The sequence below is a fragment of the Indolivaga capnocytophagoides DSM 22835 genome (assembly GCF_000426485.1).
Lineage (GTDB): Bacteria > Bacteroidota > Bacteroidia > Bacteroidales > Dysgonomonadaceae > Dysgonomonas_A > Dysgonomonas_A capnocytophagoides.
This window is the reverse complement of sequence record NZ_AUFL01000020.1, coordinates 1-19565: the sequence shown is the minus strand read 5'-3', so window position 1 is coordinate 19565 and position 19565 is coordinate 1. Positions and strand designations below refer to the sequence as shown.

Sequence of the window (19565 nt, the reverse complement as noted above, 5' to 3'; positions counted from 1 at the left end):
ATGAAACAAATTCCGAAAAAATATAAAATACTGTCATTAACCCTATTTTTGTCGGCATTAACAGGATTAATGACTGCACAAACCTCAATTAAGTCTCTGGATGAGTGCATTCAGTATGCTTTATCTAATAATCTGATGCTGAAATCGGGAAAAGTATCTATCGAAAAAGCCAAAGATATGCAAGGCACTGCCTTTAATATCGAAAAAACAGGCATATCAATCTCTCAGGATCCGACTTCGGGTGGAAGTCCCGATAATAGTATTTCGATCAGTCAGAGCTTTGAATTCCCAACTATATACGGAGCAAGGAAAAATCTGCTGAAAGCAGAAACTAATCTCGAAAAGAATAATTATGAGGTAACTAAAAACGAATTGATAAAAGAAGTGACTTCTACCTATTACACGCTGGTCTTTGCAAAAAAGAATATCAATATACTTTTGGAGCAGGACAGTATTTACAGCAAATTTCTGTTTCTAGCCAATGCAAAATTCAAAGCGGGAGAGTCAGGACGATTGGAACAAATGAATGCTCAACGGGTTTATAATGAGAATAAAATAGAATTGCAAAAAGCTCAAAAAACATATAACAGTATTCAGTTGAGCCTTCAACGATGGCTTAATTGCGATGAATGGATAGAACCTCGGGAAGACGATTTATCAATATTAAATGGCGATCCGGTTCTAAATGAATTCAACGGGCTTAATACTCCGTACAATAAAGTACTGGAAAGCAAAAGGGAAATCAGCGAAAAAAACCTGAGTATTGCTAAGCAGGGATTCCTTCCGAACTTTAATTTTTCTCTGAGTAATCAGATGGTGATCAAAGGATTTAATCCTTATGATGTAGATCGTTCAAGATACGACAAAGGCAATTTTATGGGCTTCGAAGTAGGCGTTAGTGTTCCTCTCTTCTTTTGGGAACAAAAATCAAAGACCAAAGCAGCCAGACGTGAAGTAGAAATAGCACGGATCGAACAGGAAGATGCCTTACTGTCTATGCAAAAGCAGTACCGCACATTTCTGAATGACTACTATAAAGCAAAAGATGCTCTCGATTATTATCGTACAGCAGGAATACAACAGGCAGACGATATTTCTCGTATTTCTCAGATTTCGTATGAAAAAGGAGAGATCAATTATATAGAATATATTCAAAACCTCAAATCGGCAGTTGAAATTCAGCTTCAATTTGCTAATGCTGTAAATGATTATAATCAGGCTGTCATTTTATTAAACTACTTACAAGGAAAAACAAATTCATTATGAAAACAATCTATATATCACTATTTGCTCTGGCTTTGACTCTGTTCGTATCATGCGGACAAAAAGCGGAGGATAAAAAAGAAACATCAGTTCAAGCAGAACAAGAGCAGGAGCAGGATCATGACGAAGGAGTCGAAGTTACGGAAGCTCAATTAAATACCGTTGGTATAAAACTCGGCAAAATAGAAAAGCGTGAGCTGGCAAATATCATCCGGGTAAATGGGGAAATGAATCTCGCCCCGCAAAAGAAAGCCGAAGTAACTAGCCTTATCGGAGGTATTATCCGTCAGATACTAGTCAACGAGGGTAGTAATGTAAGTAAAGGGCAAACTGTTGCCTATCTGGAAAATACTGCGATAGTTGAACTTCAAAAAAATTATCTGACCAGCAAAAAAGAAGCTTTTGTAGCCGAGCAGGAATATAACCGCCAGAAAGAGCTTGCCGAACAGGGAGCAGGCGTTCAGAAAGTGTTGCAGCAGGCTTCCGCCAATTACGAAATATCGAAGGCTCAACTTACAGGACTCGAAAAGCAGCTTTTACAGCTATCTATCAGTCCATCGCAAGTGTCAGCCGGAAATATGGTGACCCGTATTCCCGTAAAGTCTCCGATTGCGGGCACTGTCAATAAGATAAATATAAGTACAGGCAGTTATGTCGATATACAAGCATCACTGATGAATATCAGCGACAATTCGCAAATGCACTGTGATGTAAAAGTTTTCGAGAAGGATATAAACAAAGTAAAACTGGGACAAGAAGTAGACCTCAGCTTAACCAATCAACCCGGAACATCTCTGAAAGGTGTAGTGTACGAAATCAACAAATCATTTGAAGACGATACAAAAGCGATAAAAGTTCATCTCGAAATTAAAGATCGGAACAACATGCATCTTGTCCCGGGAATGTATGTTACAGGACTTATCAACATAGGAAAAGAAAAAACAGAAGCAGTCCCCAACGATGCGATAATTAGTAATGAAGGCAAAAAATACATACTCGTACTGCAAAATGAAGAAAACGGAACCGAAGGCAAAATATTCCATTTTAAGCAGGAAGAAGTCATTACGGGAACCAGCGAACTAGGCTATACACAGATAACTCCGGTAAAGAAAATCGAGGAAGATGCGACCATTGTCATTTCTAATGCTTTTTATATAGCATCTATGACAGCCGACCACGGAGAGCACGCCCATTAAGGTCACAGACCTTTTTATCACTTGGGTAAGCAAAATAACCCGAGTTTCTTATATGTCAAAAGTAGAAACGTGCCTTTTTTCAAAAAGAAACAAATATCAGTCTTGTTTTTTACATTTTGTTTCCTATATTTGCAAAAACGAATCATTATTCAGTATTTGAGATTATGATAAAAAAAATGCATCACCATCATCTATGTTTTTCTTCCTTTGGTAAGTGAAGACTTAGTTGTGATGCAATTTTCAGAATATAAGTTACGAGAGGCTTACCGCATGGTAAGCCTTTTTTTATGTATTACAAAACAAAATTTATGCTACGAATCGCTATTCAATCCAAAGGGAGACTCTTTGAAGAAACTATGGAACTGCTTGGGGAAGCAGGCATTAAGCTTAATAACAAAAAAAGAACACTGTTAGTGCCGGCCACGGGCTTTAATGTAGAGATACTATTTCTCCGTGACGATGATATACCTCAGGCTGTGGCAACAGGGGTTGCCGATGTAGGTATTGTGGGAGAAAACGAATATGTAGAAAAACATGAAGATGCTACAGTTGTTAAACGATTGGGGTTCAGTAAATGCAGACTTTCGTTGGCAATACCAAAAGATGAGGCTTACAATGACCTAAAATGGTTTGAAGGAAAGAAAATTGCAACCTCATATCCATATATTTTAGAGAATTTTCTCGCAGAAAATTCCATAGATTCAGAAATTCATGTAATTTCGGGGTCTGTAGAGATTGCTCCAAGTATCGGACTGGCTGATGCGATATTCGATATTGTCAGTTCGGGAAGTACATTGGTAAGCAACCGCTTAAAAGAAGTTTCTGTCGTAATGGACTCTGAGGCTTTGCTTATTAGTAATAAAAAGCTGACAGACGACAAAATTCAAATATTGGATGAATTGATATTTCGTATCAACTCGGTACAAAAAGCCGAAGGTAAGAAATACATATTACTGAATGCACCCAATGACAAACTGAACGAAATTATAAAGTTACTGCCGGGAATGAAAAGCCCCACAGTATTGCCATTAGCCGAAACAGGATGGAGTTCGATCCATTCGGTCATTGCAGAAAAAGAATTTTGGGAAATAATAGGAAAACTGAAAGCATTAGGGGCTGAAGGTATTCTGGTTATTCCGATTGAAAAGATGATATTATAGGGTCTCAATCCTTTTTATTATCTTGGCAAAGGATAATGCCGTAAGATCAGTTTTTACCGTTATCCGGATTGAATGTTAATAACACCTTATAAGTATGTATAGTGTACAAAGCTACTTCAGATCGTTATATCTGACACACGGAATAATAGTTCTTGCATTAGGCGCATTTCTTGCTTTTTCGAAATGGGAAGTTGTACCCTATCGGGAAGACGAATTTGATATTCCTTTTCTGGTATCGGATGTGATTATTATTATTCTGGGACTGATCTATGCTTTGATATATCTTCGGAAAAAATGCAAATCAGCTAAACACAAACGTGGACTACAGGAAAAACTCTTTATTTACAGAAAAGGGCTGCTGGTATCGTGGTTTGTTATGGCTGTTATGACTTTATTTTCGACTGCCGCGTACATTATGACCGGTGATGAAAAGTTTGTGTATATCTCGTTATTCTGTGTATTGGTTTTATTATTAAACCGGGCCTCTGTTTCGAGAACGATTAAAAATCTGGACTTGTGCGAGGAAGACGCTAAAGTCCTGAAAAATCCATATTCTGCCCTATGATAATAGAAATCACGGAAAACATCCGGTTAAAAAAAATTTCCATAGACGCTGTACCACTCATATTTAAAGCGTTGGATACAGAACGCAAACAACTGAGAACCTGGCTTCCTTTTGTAGACAGTACTCTAAAGGAAGACGATACTCGGGAATTTGTGCAAAGTGCAGTGGAAGAAGACAAACCTCAGTTCTGTATATTTTACAAAAAGGAGTTTGCCGGGCTTGTTGGGTTTAATAATATAGACATGCTGAATAAAAAGGCAGAAGTCGGCTATTGGCTCTCTACCCGATTTGAAGGTAAAGGCATCATGACCCGATCGGTTAAAGAATTACTGATGTATGGTTTTACCGAACTCGATCTAAACAAAATAGTAATAAAAGCTGCAACAGAAAACCAACGTAGCCGGAAAGTTGCTCAACGTCTCGACTTTACGCTCGAAGGTATAGAAAGAGACGGGGAACTTCTTTGTGACAATCAATTTACAGACTTGGCCATATATGGCTTATTAAAAAAAGAATTTACAATCTAATGCAAGTTATAAGATATCCGAAAAGGGAAGAATGGGAAAAGTTGATTCAACGACCTACATTCGATACATCTTCTCTGAATGATACCGTTTCGGCAATCCTGTCCGACATTAAACAAAATGGAGACAAGGCCGTAATACAGTATGAAGAAAAGTTTGACAAGGTAAAACTATCCTCTTTGAAAGTTGAGATTTCGGAGATTGCCGAGTCTGAAAAAAAATTATCCGAAGAATTAAAAACAGCTATAACAACCGCTTGCCGGAATATCGAGAAGTTTCATCAGTCACAGGTATTCGAATCCAGAAAGATAGAAACGACCGAAGGTGTTATCTGCTGGCAAAAGTCGGTAGGAATAGAAAAAGTGGGGCTTTACATCCCCGGAGGAAGTGCACCCCTGTTTTCGACAGTTCTGATGTTGGCTGTTCCCGCTAAAATAGCAGGCTGTAAAGAAATAGTGTTATGTACCCCACCCGATAAAGACGGCAATATAAATCCCGCAATACTCTATGCCGCTAAGACTGCAGGTGTAAATCAGATTTATAAAGCCGGAGGTGTACAGGCTATCGGTGCAATGGCATACGGAACAGAGTCAATACCGAAAGTATATAAAATATTCGGTCCCGGTAATCAGTATGTAATGGCAGCCAAACAATTGGTAAGTCTCAAAGATGTTGCAATAGACATGCCCGCAGGACCATCGGAAGTACAAGTAATAGCCGATCAGACAGCCAATCCGGCATTTATAGCTGCCGATCTACTCTCTCAAGCAGAACATGGGCCTGATAGTCAGGTTATACTAACGACTACCGATGAAAAACTGATCGATAATGTATTGACTGAAATAGAGAAACAACTTGCCGAACTACCCCGTAAAGAGATTGCAGAAAAAGCGTTAGTACACAGCAAAGCCATCTTGTTACAAAATACGGACGAGATTATAGATCTCACCAATGAATATGCACCCGAGCATCTGATCATAGAAACAGAAGGTTATATAAACATTGCAGATAAGATAATCAATGCCGGATCTGTATTTTTAGGGAACTATACCCCCGAAAGTGCCGGTGATTACGCCTCAGGTACGAATCACACCCTGCCAACTAACGGATATGCCAAAGCCTACAGCGGAGTCAATCTCGATAGTTTTATAAAGAAAATAACTTTTCAGGAGATCAGCCGTGAGGGTATACAAAATTTAGGAAACACAATTGAAATAATGGCTGAAAACGAACTGCTTTTCGCTCACAAAAATGCTATAACATTAAGACTTAAAGAATGAGCTGCTATACTATTGAATACGGATCCAAAGCTTACAAGCAAACTGTAGATCTAAGGTATGAAGTTTTACGTAAACCCTTGGGATTGAGATTCTCTACTGAAGATCTGATGAATGACCAAAATGATATTTTATGTGTTTGCGATGTGGATGGTATTATTGCCGGTACTTGCATATTATCTAAAGTAGATAATACAACTCTTAGATTAAGACAAATGGCTGTCGATTATCATTTTCAGGGAAGTGGCATAGGACGCAAATTAATTTTATTTGCAGAACAAAAAGCGAAGGAACTAGGGTATTCAAAGATAGCAATACATGCGAGAAAAGTCGTTGCTGAATTTTATTTTAAATTGAAATATAAACAACTTGGCGAAGAATTTATCGAAATAGGTATTCCACATTACTCACTCGAAAAAACAATAAATACTGATAATAATCTTATGAATACTAATTGGAACAGCGAGCAGCAACATATTCTTGATACTGTTGCAAAATATATAGATATCAATGTAGTACCATTCGGAAAACCTCAGAATACGGTATTGGATATAGAAAAACGAGATCCGATGTACGGAGGAAACGGAATAGTGTATATGCTTTCGGTTTTCGAGAAAGGAGCTTTAGTAAATAACAGGATCGGTGTTTATATGGTATTACTCAATAAAGGTGACCAAGCCGGATTTCATGAACATGGATCTAAAAAAGAACAGGAATTATATGTAATCATCAATGGTGAAGGAAGTTATACTGAGAGAGTCGGCGAGAATAACGAAACCCGCACTCTGAACTTGAAAAAGGGTAATATAACCTCAATACAAGGAGACAATAATTACCATTCCATAACCAATACAGGCAATGAGCCTTTGATCGTTTTTGTTGTAACTACTTACGAAAAAACAGTTAAGAGTATTCTGTAATTTTATCTATAAGTGTATAAATAGATGATGCACTGAATGATCAGAAAAAATGGTTATTGATAAATAAATATGAGTAAAAAGGGTAGTAACCTTTGTAACCTTTTTAGAAATTCTACAGGGGTGAATAATTATTCGTCCGGTATTAACAGGTAAAAGATTTTTCATTACTCGAGATTTGTAATCCCAAAGAACGGCGTTTATAATAAAACAGTACCCCCCCAAAATGTACATAAAGTGTGGAACCTTTGTTACCTTTTCGAAATAAAATATTGATAACTGATTCTGTAACCTTTTTCAGAAAAAAAAATAATTTACTTAAATATGGACTTAAACAGATTGGTTCGTAAAAATATACAAAGCTTGAAAGCTTATTCCTCGGCTCGGGATGAATTCAAAGGAGAAGCATCAGTTTATCTTGATGCGAATGAAAATCCATTGAACGGGCCTTACAACCGTTATCCGGATCCTCTTCAATGGAAACTTAAAGAACGTGTTTCCAAAATCAAAGGCGTTGAGGTCGATAAAATATTCTTCGGTAATGGCAGTGACGAGCCTATCGATATTGTGTACAGGGTATTCTGCGAACCGGGTAAAGACAACGTGGTTGCAATAGATCCTAGTTACGGAATGTATAAAGTATGTGCAGACATCAATAATGTTGAATACCGTCAGGTTTTACTTAATGACGATTACAGCCTCAATGCCGATCTTCTGCTAAAAAAAGTAGATGAGCAGACTAAATTAATTTTCCTATGTTCGCCAAATAATCCTTCGGCTAATATACTTGATAAATCTGAGGTACTGAAGGTTGTTACTTCATTTAAGGGTATTGTAATAATCGACGAAGCTTATATCGATTTCTCGATAAAAAACAGCTGGTTACCCGATTTAGACACTTATCCGAACCTGATTGTTCTTCAAACCTTTTCTAAAGCATGGGGACTGGCTGCAATCCGGCTGGGTATGGCTTTTGCTTCTGTTGAGATTATCAGCTATTTTAATAAGGTGAAATATCCTTATAATATCAATATTCTTACACAAAACTTTGTTTTGGAAGAACTGAACAAAACATCGCTAAAAGAAGAATGGGTAAAAACGCTGATAGCTCAAAGAGAATGGTTGAATAATAACTTAGGACAAGTCTCTTTTGTGGAAAAAATATATCCATCGGATGCTAATTTTATTTTAGTGAAAGTTAAAGATGCGAATAAAACATACAACTCTTTAGTTGAAAAAGGAATTATTGTCCGCAACCGCAATTCTATTTCATTATGCCGGGATTGTTTAAGAATAACCGTAGGAACGGAATCTGAAAACAAAATCCTGATTGAATCTTTAAAATCTTTATAATTGATGTCAAAACGAGCTTTATTTATAGACAGGGACGGAACAATCGTAATTGAACCGCCTATCGATTACCAATTGGATAGTTTAGAGAAACTTGAATTTTATCCTAAGGTTATACGTAACTTATACTTTATTCAAAAGAATCTCGATTTCGAATTTGTAATGGTCACCAATCAGGATGGTTTGGGTACATCCTCTTTTCCTGAAGATACATTCTGGCCTGCACACAACAAGATGCTGAAAACCCTCGAAGGCGAAGGTGTTACCTTTGATGATATACTGATAGACCGAAGCTTTCCCGAAGATAATGCTCCAACACGTAAACCCCGAACAGGAATGCTTGGTAAATATACAGGCGGAGATTATGACCTCAACCGTTCATTTGTCATAGGAGACAGGCTTACGGATGTGGAATTAGCTAAGAATTTAGGAGCTAAGGCTATTTTTCTACGTGAAGATATTGACGTTCCTTCCGAATTAAAACCATTTTGTGCGTTGCAAACTTCAGATTGGGATGTTGTCAGTGAATATCTTTTCGCAGGAGAACGTCGTGCCGAAGTGAAACGGACTACAAAAGAAACTGATATCTTTGTTTCTTTAAATCTGGATGGTAAAGGCGTTTGTGATATTCATACAGGGCTGGGCTTTTTCGACCATATGCTCGAACAAATCGGCAAACATGCCAATGTTGATCTTACAATCAGAGTCAACGGAGACTTAAACGTTGATGAACATCATACGATAGAAGATACCGCTATAGCATTAGGCGAAGCCATCAGTCTGGCTCTAGGTGATAAAAGGGGGATTGAACGTTATGGATACTGTCTTCCTATGGACGATTGCTTGTGTTCCGTAGCTATTGACTTCGGTGGACGTCCATGGCTAGTTTGGGAAGCTGACTTCAAAAGAGAAAAAGTTGGAGATATGCCTACTGAAATGTTTTTACATTTCTTCAAATCATTAAGCGACTCAGCGAAAATGAATCTGAATATAAAAGCAGAAGGAGCAAATGAACATCATAAGATAGAAGGTATCTTTAAAGCCTTAGCCAGAGCGATTAAGATGGCTAAAAAACGGGATATTTTCAATTACGAGCTGCCGAGTACAAAAGGCATCATTTGAATTTTCTTTAGGAATCATTGTTAAATAAAGAAATTCTTATATCTTTGCAGTCGCTAAGAAGGAAATGGTTCCTTGGCCGAGTGGCTAGGCGCCGGTCTGCAAAACCGTTTACGGCGGTTCGAATCCGCCAGGAACCTCAAGTAAAGCTCCGAAATCGTTTATTAATAACAGTTTCGGAGCTTTCTTATTTTTAGGGGTACGGAGAAAGGTACGGAACTGCAAATATTATTTGAATATCGCAGTAATAGTATATATGGCAGAAAGTAATAAAGATATAATCGAAATCACAATAGCAATCGTACTACGTTTGGCATTTTTCAAATTCTGAATACGAAGTTCTTTTTCAATATTTTTATCAAACCGTTCATTTTTATACCCTCCATTTTGAATAAACTTAATTCCTAAATCCGTTATTTCAGGAAATTCGTTTTTTAAGTCAATAAATCTATCTGAAAGCAACCTTCTTCCTAGAAATTCAGTTTCCCAAAGTTCATGACCTTCCTTTTTAAAAAGAGCATTACAAATAAATTGCATGGTCAATTTTTCATCATCTATTCCATTATTTTCGATTCTCGTTCGAACACGAGATAATAATCCATGCAGAATAGCATCTAATTTCTCGTCATGAGTCATCTTTATCTCGTTTTTAATTACAATCAATTTTTATAAGCTCTCCATTTATTCCCAATTTAAAGAAAAAAGCTTTGGTTGGCGGAATCCCAGAATTCGTATAAGTAAATATTTTAAATATAGGTTCTCCTGAATCCATACCAATAGTAGCGATATAAATCTCATTGATTAGAGGCTCATATTTTACTCTCTCAATTGCTTCGATAAGTTTATCCTTATAAGCATATGCTTCTTTTCCCAAAAAATCTTCCGTTATGAGAAGGTCTTCAATATTATAGGATAAATTATTTACAATATATTTAGGAGAATCAATATATTTATCCAATATTTCCTTCGGTCTAAATTTATAAGAGTATTCTATTAAGTCCATTTTATAATATTTCAAGTTTCGACCTCTTAACTCACTCATTATAAAATCAATTTCTTCATCCTGCATTCTATACCCAAAATATATTCCAGTAACTGCTCTATAATCAATATCGAATAATCCTTTTCCCTCTATAATTAAACGATATTCTTTTTCATGCTCCCAAGACAATGATTTAGAACCTAAATATATCTTTAAAGTATCATTAATATCTCCACCTTGAAGTATTGATATACCTGCCTTAGAAATTTTCTTCACATAATCAACATCAAAGTCAAATATAAATTGGAAATACCTATTATGATTTAAGGATTCCTTCAGTAAATCAATATCATATTCTATAGCAAATCCAGTATGACCACTTCCGTAATAAGCCCATAATAGCTCATTATCAATATTATTGCTTAATGAATAAATTCCTATTTGAGAAAATTTGTCAATAAGCCCATTATATTGCTCTTTCACTTTTTCTGAGTATTTATTAAAAAAACTCAACATTGAAGTTATAGAACTATCGTTATAAAATCCCTCCGTTGGATCATTTAATTCAACTTTAGTCGGGAGGTAGATTTGATTATTGGTAAGAGTATTAATATCTCTTTCAAAAATAGATTGCCCTTCTTTATCAAATACTCCTATACCCCCTCTATATTTATATGCCTTCTTCATTTTACTATTATTATGACGAATTTATATCTTTATTTTCGATTTACAGCATTTTTATTCCGAAAGCGGACTCGAATAAGCCCACGAGGACGAAAAGCGAAATTTCGGCATAAAAACGATTCGGGCGAAAATTTGGTACAAAATATACTTCGTAAAATCTCTCTTCTAAGGCTTCGCTTCACTCTGCCTTAGAAATATACCTCAACCTTCAATAGATTAGATGCTCTATAAAGCCAGTTTCACATTTTAGTACTCTTATTATCGTTTACTGAGATTAAAGTTCAACGAAGAGCAAACAATATATTGCACTCTCAATTTATAAGTCTCTGCGTTTAGATGATCACAGAATTTATATATTATCTGAGTAAGGCTTTGCTATTCAACTCCGATTATAGAAACTTATCTTTGCGCTTCTCTGCGCTTCTTAGTTTATTACGTTATTTATTCTACAAATATACCCAATTCGCAATAACACCCAATTAAATAAGGGTTATTCTGTACATTCTCCTTTTCGCTTTATTTATATATCAGCAAAGAGGCTTTATTATTACAATCCCCTAATATATACAGGGTATAATTATTACAAGGTATTCATATACTGTATATATATAGTATAATTATTCTCTATTAATATCGTCTTCGCTTTTGAAAAGTATTTTTGCTAAAGCATCAACATTGAGATTTTCTTCTTTCTTACCGATTCTCCTCAAATTTTTAAGAATGTCAACTTTGAATTTATTCGCATTATATTTCCGAAGGTTGCTAAACTTGGCTATGACCGCCAATGCTTCATTTAGCAAACGACTTCTTGCATTTCCTGTTCCTCTTTTAAGGCAATTGGCTTCAAATGATACAAAACCGTCAATTTCCAATACTCTTGCTAATATATATTCTCTCGGTGTCATATCCTTGCTTATTACCAATCTATTTAGCAAAATAACCCGACTTATTTCTTTTACCCAAAAACTGTACAATCCAAGATAATTATCCAAAATATCCCCGATGGTTTTCATCTGAACCATATCTTTATTCTCAAAAGACTGCTTATCGAACATATCAAATTCCATTCTGAAAAAGTTATAATTCCTATCAGATAAGGCTTTGAATGCTTTCTTTTTTGCTTCTTGATCGTATTTGCCTTTTTTCTTATTCTTATCTAAAAGCTCCTGCGTTTTATCATACATTTTCAATTCAAGGTCTTCTCCTTTGAACCCAACCGTCTCACAAGAGAAGTTATATCTTTTGAAGGTAGAGTATTTTACAACCATAGGAACAAGTTGCTCTACAGGAATACGAGGTCTGATAATCAAGCCTATTTCACATTGAGTAAAAGTCGCTTTACAGAGATCCTTCATATCTATATCAAGAATCTTTGCTATTTCCGAGAAGGCTTTATTTGCCGTTCTTTCAGTCAAGTCTAAAAGGGTGAATCCGCCAAGATACCATTTCCGAATACTATTTTCAATTTTCAGTATTCCATCCTCTGCATTATGCTTTATCAATAAGTACACATCTTTATCTCTCCCTTCATGATTATACAGCTTGTAAACTTCACTTTTATATGACTTGCCTATTGGTTCAAGTTTCTTGTTTCCTGATAGATTTCCCTTGAACTTTCGGAGCGTTATTTTAATATTATCAATCATAATCCATGCTTTTTATGCTTCTCCATAAATTCTACAACATCTTTCTTATTGAACATTACGCTTCGTCTGCCTTCAACTTTAACATAAGGGAAGCCGTCATACATTCTCATTCGGTACAAAGTAGAAGGCGAAAACTCAAACATACTACAAACGTCTTTTGAAGAAAGTAAGTCGGAGGACTTTCGCTCTTTCTTTTTTTCCTTCTTGGCTTCTTTGAGCATCAGTTCCGATATTTGACTTTGAATATCAAATAATTTATCCTGCATAACCAGAATACCTTTCATGTAAGCCTTTTGCCTTCGGAGAAGTTTTTGAATGTTACTGATCTCATCTATTTGCTTCATAAATCAAACATTTTATCGGTCAAATATAGTCAATATTTAAGATATAAATAAAAAAAGACTGCATTTTTCAGCAATCTTATTTCGTTTATATTTTAAAAGACAAGAAATTATTTAGACTCAAATTCAAAGGTATAAGACAACTGCCCTCTTTCTTGCTCTTTGCCTTCTATTAAGTATTTTATTTCATTTGCGAGTATTTCAGCTTTGACCGAATACGTACCTTTTTCAATCGCTTTAAAATAAGGATTATTATACAAAAGTCCTTCTATGTCATAATAGATTGCTTCTGCATCATTCTTTGACACTCTATTTAATTGAATTCTCAACTCCACATCATTGATAATCTTCCATCTTTCGCTTTTCTTATCCTTTTTAACCTTAAATTGAATTGAATTTTTAAGTCTCCTTGCTTCTTGCTCAAATCTGATAGTAGCCTTTGAGTTGACTTTAACAGTCGTATTCAATTGCTTAAACGTGATTGAAGCAGGATTCTGAATAATTGCGTTATTAATCAGATAATCAAACAACAATTTTTGAGTAGAATTAAAAGTCTCAGAATCCACTGGAGACGCAAGACTTAAAACTCCGTCTTTAGAAATAACACAATTGAAGGAACAATCTATCAAAGTTCCCCAATCTATTAATTGTTCGATTTTCCAAAAATCAATGGTTCGAGCCAAATCAGCAGCATCAATCGTAATTTCGGGCAAAACAGTTAAAGCATGAAAGCCAAAATACTCTCCATGAGTAGCCAAGTCAAATATATCTTTCTCCTTTGACAACTCAGCTTTTCTTTTCACTATCTCTTTTTTCTCTCTTATTTTGTCTTGCTTTTCGCTATCTTTTGCCCAAATTGATTCTGCTATATCCGTTTCCTTAATCGTAAATCCAGCATCTTTCAAAGCAAAATAAGACATTTCAACTCCATAATTATAATAGAGCGTAAGTATGAAATTTTCGGCACAATCCAAATGCTTTTCTAACTCACGAATTAGTCTGCTCGCTCGGTCTCTCCTATTTTGAACTTGTTCTGGATTAGCCATAGCAAAAAGGGACAATGCTCTTTGGTTATATTGGCAATAATAACCAATTTTCCGAGCCATTACAGAGGTTACATCGTAGTTCGTTTTTTTACTTTGGGAATAAACGTTCTGAAAGTAAGAACAAATAAGCAACATTCCGAGAATTGCCATAAACTTGGGAAACAGAATCTTCATCTATTTTGAAATTATTACCTAACAGGCAACCGTGAAAGGCTGTTTATTAAAGAAGAAGTGGGCTGCCGTCCACGCCTATCGGGTATCGCCAAACACCCATATATACATGTACAAACAACCCACCCTATATCGGAGAGCTATTCATACCTTGTATATATTTTCAAAATTTGGCGATTTCGATAGGCAAGGTACTTCTTACTATTTCTAATAAGTCCGTTCCTAAGAACATTGCAAAGATAAAATATATCTTCAGATTCTAAAGAACGCAATAACTCATTTTATAGGATGGGTACTTTTATCTTATCCAAAGGTTTTTATATCTTTGACTGATTCTTTAGCTATTGATAAATCATATTTCAAATATCTTTCAGTCATTGTTACTGATTTATGCCCTAAATATTTCTGAATCTTGTATATATCAACTCCATCAAGAACTAAAAGCGTTGCGAAGGTATGTCTTGAGGAATGGTAGGTGATATGCTTTTCAATACCAGCTATTTGCGTGAGTTTTATAAGGGTTTTATTTACAGTCGGCTCTTTGAAGCCATAGAACACATTCTTTTTACTCCCAATGAGTCTTTTGCTATCTGACAATTCTAAGGCTACAGCACGAGCCATAGTAAACAAAGGGGTTATTACTTCGGATTTTGTCTTTATCATAGTTTTTTTGATAAGGTTATTCTCAAAGTCAATATGATTCCATTTTAAATCAATAACATCGGAAAAACGAAGTCCACAATAACAAGCAAATAAGTACATCTGCAATACTTTATACATCGTAGAATCATGACTCAATTTAGCTCTAAGTTTTCTTAACTGATCCAATTCTGCACGTTCAAGATAAACTTCTTTCGTATTTGCTTGGGGTATTTTAAACCATAAATAAGGATTTTTGACAGGAATATCATGCTTTACCATATCAAGAATGACAGTACGGAAATTTTTATGCTTGGGATTTCGTCCTCCTCCCGAATTACCATTGACTTCTCGCATATGGTCATCAAACTCTTCGATGAAAGACAAAGAAATATCTGATATTTTGAAGTCATCTTTAAATTCTTTCAATATATTATGGGTTGTCATATATACCCGAATAGTTTCAGGGTTTAATCCTTCCTTTCGTTTACGCTCAACAAAATCAAGATAGTAAGTATAGAACGATTGATTTTCGGGTTTTACTTTTCGCTTTCCAGAATAGAACTCTTTAACTAAATCCATGGTCAATTCCTGCCCGTCTGCCAATGCTCTATTTATCTGAAGGTCTAAGTCCGCTATCTTCTTATTTAGTTGGATTAGTAATGCCTTATCTTTTGGCTCACGTTTTTTTGCATCCCATCTATCTATTTCTACCTCAAGATTAGTAGGCAGTTTGGTATCTTTGTTTCCTACTCGGATTCTTAAATTTATAGGATATTTACCGTTTCTTTTTACAGGTTTTTCATCTCTAAGACATTTATTGATTGAATATTCTGCCATAATACCTATTTGATTTACAGTTTCATGTACTAAAGTAGTGGCTTTGTCAATAAGGGCAAAATTTCTACCAATATTTTCTATCTTTGCTCAATAAACACAAATTAGATTCTACTTTTACATATAATCGAAATTAACGTTTTAAAACTGAACAAATAAAAATATTGGGATTAACATTTTTTTATTATGATTGCTTATTATAAAAAATCAATAATTAGGTTGCTGAATAAAATTCACGACATAAGAAACAATCCTTTTGAAAATCAATTAGATTGGAAAAATATACAAGAAGAAATAATCAAAAAAATATTTTATTTTGAAAAAGTAATTATTAAAAATAAAGATGAAATAAAAAAGATAAATATTAAGAGAAAGTCTCCTATACAGAGACTTTCAAAAGAGGAATCTATAATAGAAAAAGAAAAAATAAAGAATCTTGATTATCAAATTAATGAATATCGTTGGTTGATAAAGATTTATAAAGAAATAGGTGATGCTATAGCTTTCACTTTTTGGCACAAATTAGATATTAAACCTCAAGTTTTTAAACAAAGTCCAGGGTTCTTATCGGGTAAAGTTGGCTTTAAACAAGAAAAGAAAATATTTAATTATGCCTATAAAAAAGGAATAATTGCAATACTCCATGATATTACTTCCGTTTTGAGATACGCAGATATATCTTTAGCAACAAAAGAAGGGGTTATACCAATAGAGGTAAAGACAAGTAATAACAAGAACGAAAGAGTTATCAGACAAAATGAGAATGCAAATAAAGTCTTTGATTATCTTGAAAAGGACAAAGTTGAAGGATTGTATAATCTTGGTACAATGTATAGAATGGAGATTTCTTCTCCAGAACTAAATTTTATTATACCCCTAAATGAATTAATAGAACAGTCTAAAATGACTGGATATGCAACTAAAATAGTTGAAAAAGGTGTTCTATATGGGGTATTTCATAATGAAGGAGGATTGGAATTATTAAATCAAATACCATTTAAGCAGCCTCAATTAACTATACTAAATAATTATAAGTTCGCAGAAAATGGATATTATCCATTTTCGTTAAGTATAACAAATGGGGAGAACTATATTAATTTTATTGAAGGAGCTTTCATTATTGCTATAATTATTGATATGGACATTGTATTTGAAGTTGCCAATGAATATGGATATTCCGTAGAACCATCTAAGCAAGACGGGTTTATTTTCAATTTTAAAAATGTAAATTCATCTGAAAATATAAAAGAATTTTCAATATCTTTTCATTATTTATATAGAGGGTTCTTTGAGTTTATTTCGTTCAAATGGTTGTTGGAAGATGCTTTCAAGAAACCGTTTGATAGTAATTTACTTGAAAAATAATATTAATTCTAAAGGATATAAGTAAATTTTTTTTTGAATAGTTATTTAGATCTTAATACTGATTTATTTATGAGAAATGGAGCAATAGATTTAGAAGCGTATAATTCTAAGCCGTCTTTTAATAGGATGAGAACTCTTTTTTACTTCTACGATAAGTTATATACATATAATTTTTATGAGTTTGAAAGAGACCAATTACAGAATGAGTGGGGAAGTAAGAGGCATTATAACAATATAAAATTATTAGTAGACCAAGGACTTATTGAACCAATAAATCGGGATTCGTTAAATCGGGATTTAGTCAATGATGATAGATTGCAAAAATTTATTAATGCTCTTGAAGAAGGAGAGAATAATTATACAGAAAAATATAATGAATTACGGAAACTAGCCTCATTATTTTTAACTACAGAAGAAGGAAATATAATTCCAAAACAATCAGAAGTTGATGTCGACTATCATGTTTTTGATTTAATGAATTCACATAGATATCTTATTTCAATAAGAGAGCGATTATACAGTATTCTATTAGAGACTAACTTACAACAAATTATTCATCCAACTTTATCTATGAATAGTTTTAACGCCTTAAATTTCACAGATAGAAAATCACTTATACACATAGTTCTATTGAATAATATTCCAGTACCTGATGAATCTGTCCCTCTAATTGATATTATTCAGTACAAAAATGAAGACTCTAATAAGTTACACTATAAAAGATTATTGGCTTGGATAAATAAATTATCAAAGGAAGATTTTAATGAAGTTGAAATTATAGAAGAGATTGAGTGGTTAATTGAAGAATATAAAAAAGAATTGAAATTAACAGGAATGAAAAGGAGATTAATTAACCTCGAATTTGCAATTAAAGGATTACCAAATATACTCGAAAAGCTACTAAAACTGAAGTTTTCAGAATTGCTTGATCCATATATAAAAATGAGACAAGAAAAAATATCTTTATTTCAAGATGAAACTCAAGCAAAAGGAAATGAGTTAGCTTTTATTGTAAATTTACAAAAATAGAGGTACGGCTACGGGTACGGAAAATCTGCAATAAAATGACTTTTATTGAATGATGGAATTAATTGACTTTTATTTATTTTGATATATTTCAAATAAATATCACTCAAACAAAGTCACCTGAAATCAAAATGAGGTTCGCCAGGAACCTCTGGAACAGTTGAAGGAATAGAAATAAAAACTCTATTCCTTCTGTTTTCCAAGCACTTACATCCTCTGTGGTGGAAGGATGAAAAGGATAAATTTCATAGTTTTCAGCTATTTGTTTTACAAATGTTTTACAGTAAAACAAGTAAAAATAGTATGAAAGCAACCGTCAAAATTGAGTTACGAAGAGACTACGTAACCAAAGAAGGAAAACAAATGGTCTGTTTGCGTTACACTGCTTACAGACGTTCTTCACTTATCAGCCTGAATATTTCTGTTTTACCCAAGCATTGGAATGGTAAGTCCTATACAGTTCGTAGCTGTGTTCCATTCTCCGACACATTAAACAGGATTATTTTTGATTTTAATCAAAAGGCAAACAATATTGTATTAGAGAATTTCTTTAAGCCTTTACCTCTTCCCCATTTCAAAGCTAAGCTATTGGATAAGAATTATGGTAATGCCGACTTCTATGTGTTTATAGAAAAAGAGATAGAATTGCTAAAGGCTTCTCGTGCATCGGGAACGATAGCCAACTATTACAAGTTAATCAATACGATGAAAGAATGGAAATCTACCCTTTCATTTGATGAGATAACTTTGGATTATGTACAACGTTTCCACAATCATGAAATAGAGGTTGGCAACCAATTATCTACCATATATAAGAAACACGCTAATTTCAAGTTTCTTGTAGGGTTGGCTGTAGATAAAGAAATGATAGCTAAGAATCCGTATGAGAAATTTGAGATAAAGAAGAGTATTAAGGCTCAGAACTCGGATGTACTAACCGAAGACGAATTGCAGAAATTACAGACCATCTATAATAGTGGTAAATACAAAGACGGCAAACAAGAGGTGCTGCGAGAGTTCCTTTTCAGCTGTTATACATCATTATCCTATGCCGAATTTTCAGAAGTGACTTACGAGAATCTAAAGCATATTAAATTAAAGTCTAAAGAAACGTTCCTATTACTCTGTAATGAAAGGACAAAGACAAGTATCATGTACAAAATACCTATTATATCTCCAACTGTTATAAATCTATTGGGCAATGGAGAGAGTTTTCAGAAGATATTTGCTCCATTATCCAATCAGCCGACTAACCGATACCTCAAAGAAATAATGAAAGACTTGGGGATAGACAAGACAATGACATTCCACCGAGCAAGGCATAGCTTCCGAACTATTGCTGCAAAACGGGGTATTAGAGACGGTGGAAAATCCAGTGAGCGTTGCCCCCTCGTGCCAGTCTAAATTGCCCCCATGTACCAAAATATGTTTGACCCTTTTCGCCAAAATAAAAATGT

18 protein-coding genes and 1 tRNA gene are annotated in these 19565 nt (G+C 34.4%); 13 read left to right on the top strand and 6 right to left on the bottom strand.

Annotated elements, in window-relative coordinates:
* The 10 genes from K322_RS20955 to K322_RS0111590 all read left to right on the top strand — a co-directional run bounded on the left by K322_RS20955 (position 1) and on the right by K322_RS0111590 (position 9511).
* Positions 1 to 1266 (top strand): TolC family protein, encoded by a 1266-nt coding sequence (locus K322_RS20955; RefSeq protein ID WP_087880863.1) that lies wholly within the window; start codon positions 1 to 3, stop codon positions 1264 to 1266.
* Positions 1263 to 2459, top strand: coding sequence for an efflux RND transporter periplasmic adaptor subunit (locus tag K322_RS0111635; RefSeq protein ID WP_026627050.1), 1197 nt, complete (start codon positions 1263 to 1265; stop codon positions 2457 to 2459). Before K322_RS20955 ends, K322_RS0111635 begins: the two co-directional genes overlap by 4 nt.
* A gap of 308 nt (positions 2460 to 2767) precedes the next feature.
* Complete coding sequence (gene hisG / locus K322_RS0111630; protein WP_026627049.1) at positions 2768 to 3619, top strand: ATP phosphoribosyltransferase; 852 nt, start codon at positions 2768 to 2770, stop codon at positions 3617 to 3619.
* A 94-nt stretch (positions 3620 to 3713) separates the two neighbouring features.
* The gene (locus K322_RS0111625; protein WP_026627048.1) at positions 3714 to 4184 is read left to right on the top strand and encodes a hypothetical protein; all 471 of its coding nucleotides are present in this window, start codon (positions 3714 to 3716) and stop codon (positions 4182 to 4184) included.
* Positions 4181 to 4711, top strand: coding sequence for a GNAT family N-acetyltransferase (locus K322_RS0111620; RefSeq protein ID WP_026627047.1), 531 nt, complete (start codon positions 4181 to 4183; stop codon positions 4709 to 4711). The genes K322_RS0111625 and K322_RS0111620 overlap by 4 nt, the downstream gene beginning before the upstream one ends.
* The gene (gene hisD / locus K322_RS0111615) at positions 4711 to 5988 is read left to right on the top strand and encodes a histidinol dehydrogenase (protein ID WP_026627046.1); all 1278 of its coding nucleotides are present in this window, start codon (positions 4711 to 4713) and stop codon (positions 5986 to 5988) included. The genes K322_RS0111620 and hisD overlap by 1 nt, the downstream gene beginning before the upstream one ends.
* Complete coding sequence (locus K322_RS21215; protein ID WP_260203795.1) at positions 5985 to 6905, top strand: GNAT family N-acetyltransferase; 921 nt, start codon at positions 5985 to 5987, stop codon at positions 6903 to 6905. Before hisD ends, K322_RS21215 begins: the two co-directional genes overlap by 4 nt.
* A 321-nt stretch (positions 6906 to 7226) precedes the next feature.
* On the top strand, positions 7227 to 8255 hold the full coding sequence (hisC, locus tag K322_RS0111600; RefSeq protein WP_026627045.1) for a histidinol-phosphate transaminase: 1029 nt from the start codon (positions 7227 to 7229) through the stop codon (positions 8253 to 8255).
* Positions 8256 to 8258: 3 nt separating this feature from the next.
* On the top strand, positions 8259 to 9374 hold the full coding sequence (hisB, locus tag K322_RS0111595; RefSeq protein WP_026627044.1) for a bifunctional histidinol-phosphatase/imidazoleglycerol-phosphate dehydratase HisB: 1116 nt from the start codon (positions 8259 to 8261) through the stop codon (positions 9372 to 9374).
* 66 nt (positions 9375 to 9440) lie between these two features.
* Positions 9441 to 9511: transfer RNA gene (locus K322_RS0111590), tRNA-Cys, on the top strand.
* Positions 9512 to 9599: 88 nt separating this feature from the next.
* Here the strand turns inward: K322_RS0111590 and K322_RS0111585 are convergent.
* The 6 genes from K322_RS0111585 to K322_RS0111560 all read right to left on the bottom strand — a co-directional run bounded on the left by K322_RS0111585 (position 9600) and on the right by K322_RS0111560 (position 15720).
* Positions 9600 to 10007, bottom strand: a complete 408-nt coding sequence (locus K322_RS0111585; protein WP_035331976.1) for a hypothetical protein — start codon at positions 10005 to 10007, stop codon at positions 9600 to 9602.
* A 13-nt stretch (positions 10008 to 10020) separates the two neighbouring features.
* Positions 10021 to 11040 carry a DUF2971 domain-containing protein gene (locus K322_RS0111580; RefSeq protein WP_026627042.1) on the bottom strand — a complete coding sequence of 340 codons (1020 nt, stop codon included), beginning with the start codon at positions 11038 to 11040 and terminating at the stop codon, positions 10021 to 10023.
* A 614-nt stretch (positions 11041 to 11654) separates the two neighbouring features.
* Positions 11655 to 12683 carry a hypothetical protein gene (locus tag K322_RS0111575; RefSeq protein ID WP_026627041.1) on the bottom strand — a complete coding sequence of 343 codons (1029 nt, stop codon included), beginning with the start codon at positions 12681 to 12683 and terminating at the stop codon, positions 11655 to 11657.
* The gene (locus tag K322_RS0111570) at positions 12680 to 13027 is read right to left on the bottom strand and encodes a helix-turn-helix transcriptional regulator (protein WP_026627040.1); all 348 of its coding nucleotides are present in this window, start codon (positions 13025 to 13027) and stop codon (positions 12680 to 12682) included. Before K322_RS0111570 ends, K322_RS0111575 begins: the two co-directional genes overlap by 4 nt.
* A 107-nt stretch (positions 13028 to 13134) precedes the next feature.
* Positions 13135 to 14244 (bottom strand): hypothetical protein, encoded by a 1110-nt coding sequence (locus tag K322_RS0111565; RefSeq protein WP_026627039.1) that lies wholly within the window; start codon positions 14242 to 14244, stop codon positions 13135 to 13137.
* A gap of 300 nt (positions 14245 to 14544) precedes the next feature.
* Positions 14545 to 15720 (bottom strand): site-specific integrase, encoded by a 1176-nt coding sequence (locus K322_RS0111560; RefSeq protein ID WP_026627038.1) that lies wholly within the window; start codon positions 15718 to 15720, stop codon positions 14545 to 14547.
* A 183-nt stretch (positions 15721 to 15903) separates the two neighbouring features.
* Between K322_RS0111560 and K322_RS0111555 the strand changes: the two genes are divergently transcribed.
* The 3 genes from K322_RS0111555 (at position 15904) to K322_RS0111545 (ending at position 19512) form a co-directional block, all read left to right on the top strand.
* On the top strand, positions 15904 to 17082 hold the full coding sequence (locus tag K322_RS0111555; RefSeq protein WP_026627037.1) for a hypothetical protein: 1179 nt from the start codon (positions 15904 to 15906) through the stop codon (positions 17080 to 17082).
* Positions 17083 to 17151: 69 nt separating this feature from the next.
* The gene (locus tag K322_RS0111550) at positions 17152 to 18111 is read left to right on the top strand and encodes a hypothetical protein (protein WP_026627036.1); all 960 of its coding nucleotides are present in this window, start codon (positions 17152 to 17154) and stop codon (positions 18109 to 18111) included.
* A gap of 300 nt (positions 18112 to 18411) precedes the next feature.
* Positions 18412 to 19512 (top strand): site-specific integrase, encoded by a 1101-nt coding sequence (locus tag K322_RS0111545; RefSeq protein WP_035331974.1) that lies wholly within the window; start codon positions 18412 to 18414, stop codon positions 19510 to 19512.
* The last annotated feature ends 53 nt before the right edge of the window (positions 19513 to 19565 follow it).

What these genes read in the sequence shown, in the direction of transcription:
- K322_RS20955 (WP_087880863.1), top strand. Translation starts at nt 1, where the DNA reads ATGAAACAAATTCCGAAAAAATATAAAATACTGTCATTAACCCTATTT.
- K322_RS0111635 (WP_026627050.1), top strand. Translation starts at nt 1,263, where the DNA reads ATGAAAACAATCTATATATCACTATTTGCTCTGGCTTTGACTCTGTTC.
- hisG (WP_026627049.1), top strand. Translation starts at nt 2,768, where the DNA reads ATGCTACGAATCGCTATTCAATCCAAAGGGAGACTCTTTGAAGAAACT.
- K322_RS0111625 (WP_026627048.1), top strand. Translation starts at nt 3,714, where the DNA reads ATGTATAGTGTACAAAGCTACTTCAGATCGTTATATCTGACACACGGA.
- K322_RS0111620 (WP_026627047.1), top strand. Translation starts at nt 4,181, where the DNA reads ATGATAATAGAAATCACGGAAAACATCCGGTTAAAAAAAATTTCCATA.
- hisD (WP_026627046.1), top strand. Translation starts at nt 4,711, where the DNA reads ATGCAAGTTATAAGATATCCGAAAAGGGAAGAATGGGAAAAGTTGATT.
- K322_RS21215 (WP_260203795.1), top strand. Translation starts at nt 5,985, where the DNA reads ATGAGCTGCTATACTATTGAATACGGATCCAAAGCTTACAAGCAAACT.
- hisC (WP_026627045.1), top strand. Translation starts at nt 7,227, where the DNA reads ATGGACTTAAACAGATTGGTTCGTAAAAATATACAAAGCTTGAAAGCT.
- hisB (WP_026627044.1), top strand. Translation starts at nt 8,259, where the DNA reads ATGTCAAAACGAGCTTTATTTATAGACAGGGACGGAACAATCGTAATT.
- K322_RS0111585 (WP_035331976.1), bottom strand. Translation starts at nt 10,007, where the DNA reads ATGACTCATGACGAGAAATTAGATGCTATTCTGCATGGATTATTATCT.
- K322_RS0111580 (WP_026627042.1), bottom strand. Translation starts at nt 11,040, where the DNA reads ATGAAGAAGGCATATAAATATAGAGGGGGTATAGGAGTATTTGATAAA.
- K322_RS0111575 (WP_026627041.1), bottom strand. Translation starts at nt 12,683, where the DNA reads ATGATTGATAATATTAAAATAACGCTCCGAAAGTTCAAGGGAAATCTA.
- K322_RS0111570 (WP_026627040.1), bottom strand. Translation starts at nt 13,027, where the DNA reads ATGAAGCAAATAGATGAGATCAGTAACATTCAAAAACTTCTCCGAAGG.
- K322_RS0111565 (WP_026627039.1), bottom strand. Translation starts at nt 14,244, where the DNA reads ATGAAGATTCTGTTTCCCAAGTTTATGGCAATTCTCGGAATGTTGCTT.
- K322_RS0111560 (WP_026627038.1), bottom strand. Translation starts at nt 15,720, where the DNA reads ATGGCAGAATATTCAATCAATAAATGTCTTAGAGATGAAAAACCTGTA.
- K322_RS0111555 (WP_026627037.1), top strand. Translation starts at nt 15,904, where the DNA reads ATGATTGCTTATTATAAAAAATCAATAATTAGGTTGCTGAATAAAATT.
- K322_RS0111550 (WP_026627036.1), top strand. Translation starts at nt 17,152, where the DNA reads ATGAGAAATGGAGCAATAGATTTAGAAGCGTATAATTCTAAGCCGTCT.
- K322_RS0111545 (WP_035331974.1), top strand. Translation starts at nt 18,412, where the DNA reads ATGAAAGCAACCGTCAAAATTGAGTTACGAAGAGACTACGTAACCAAA.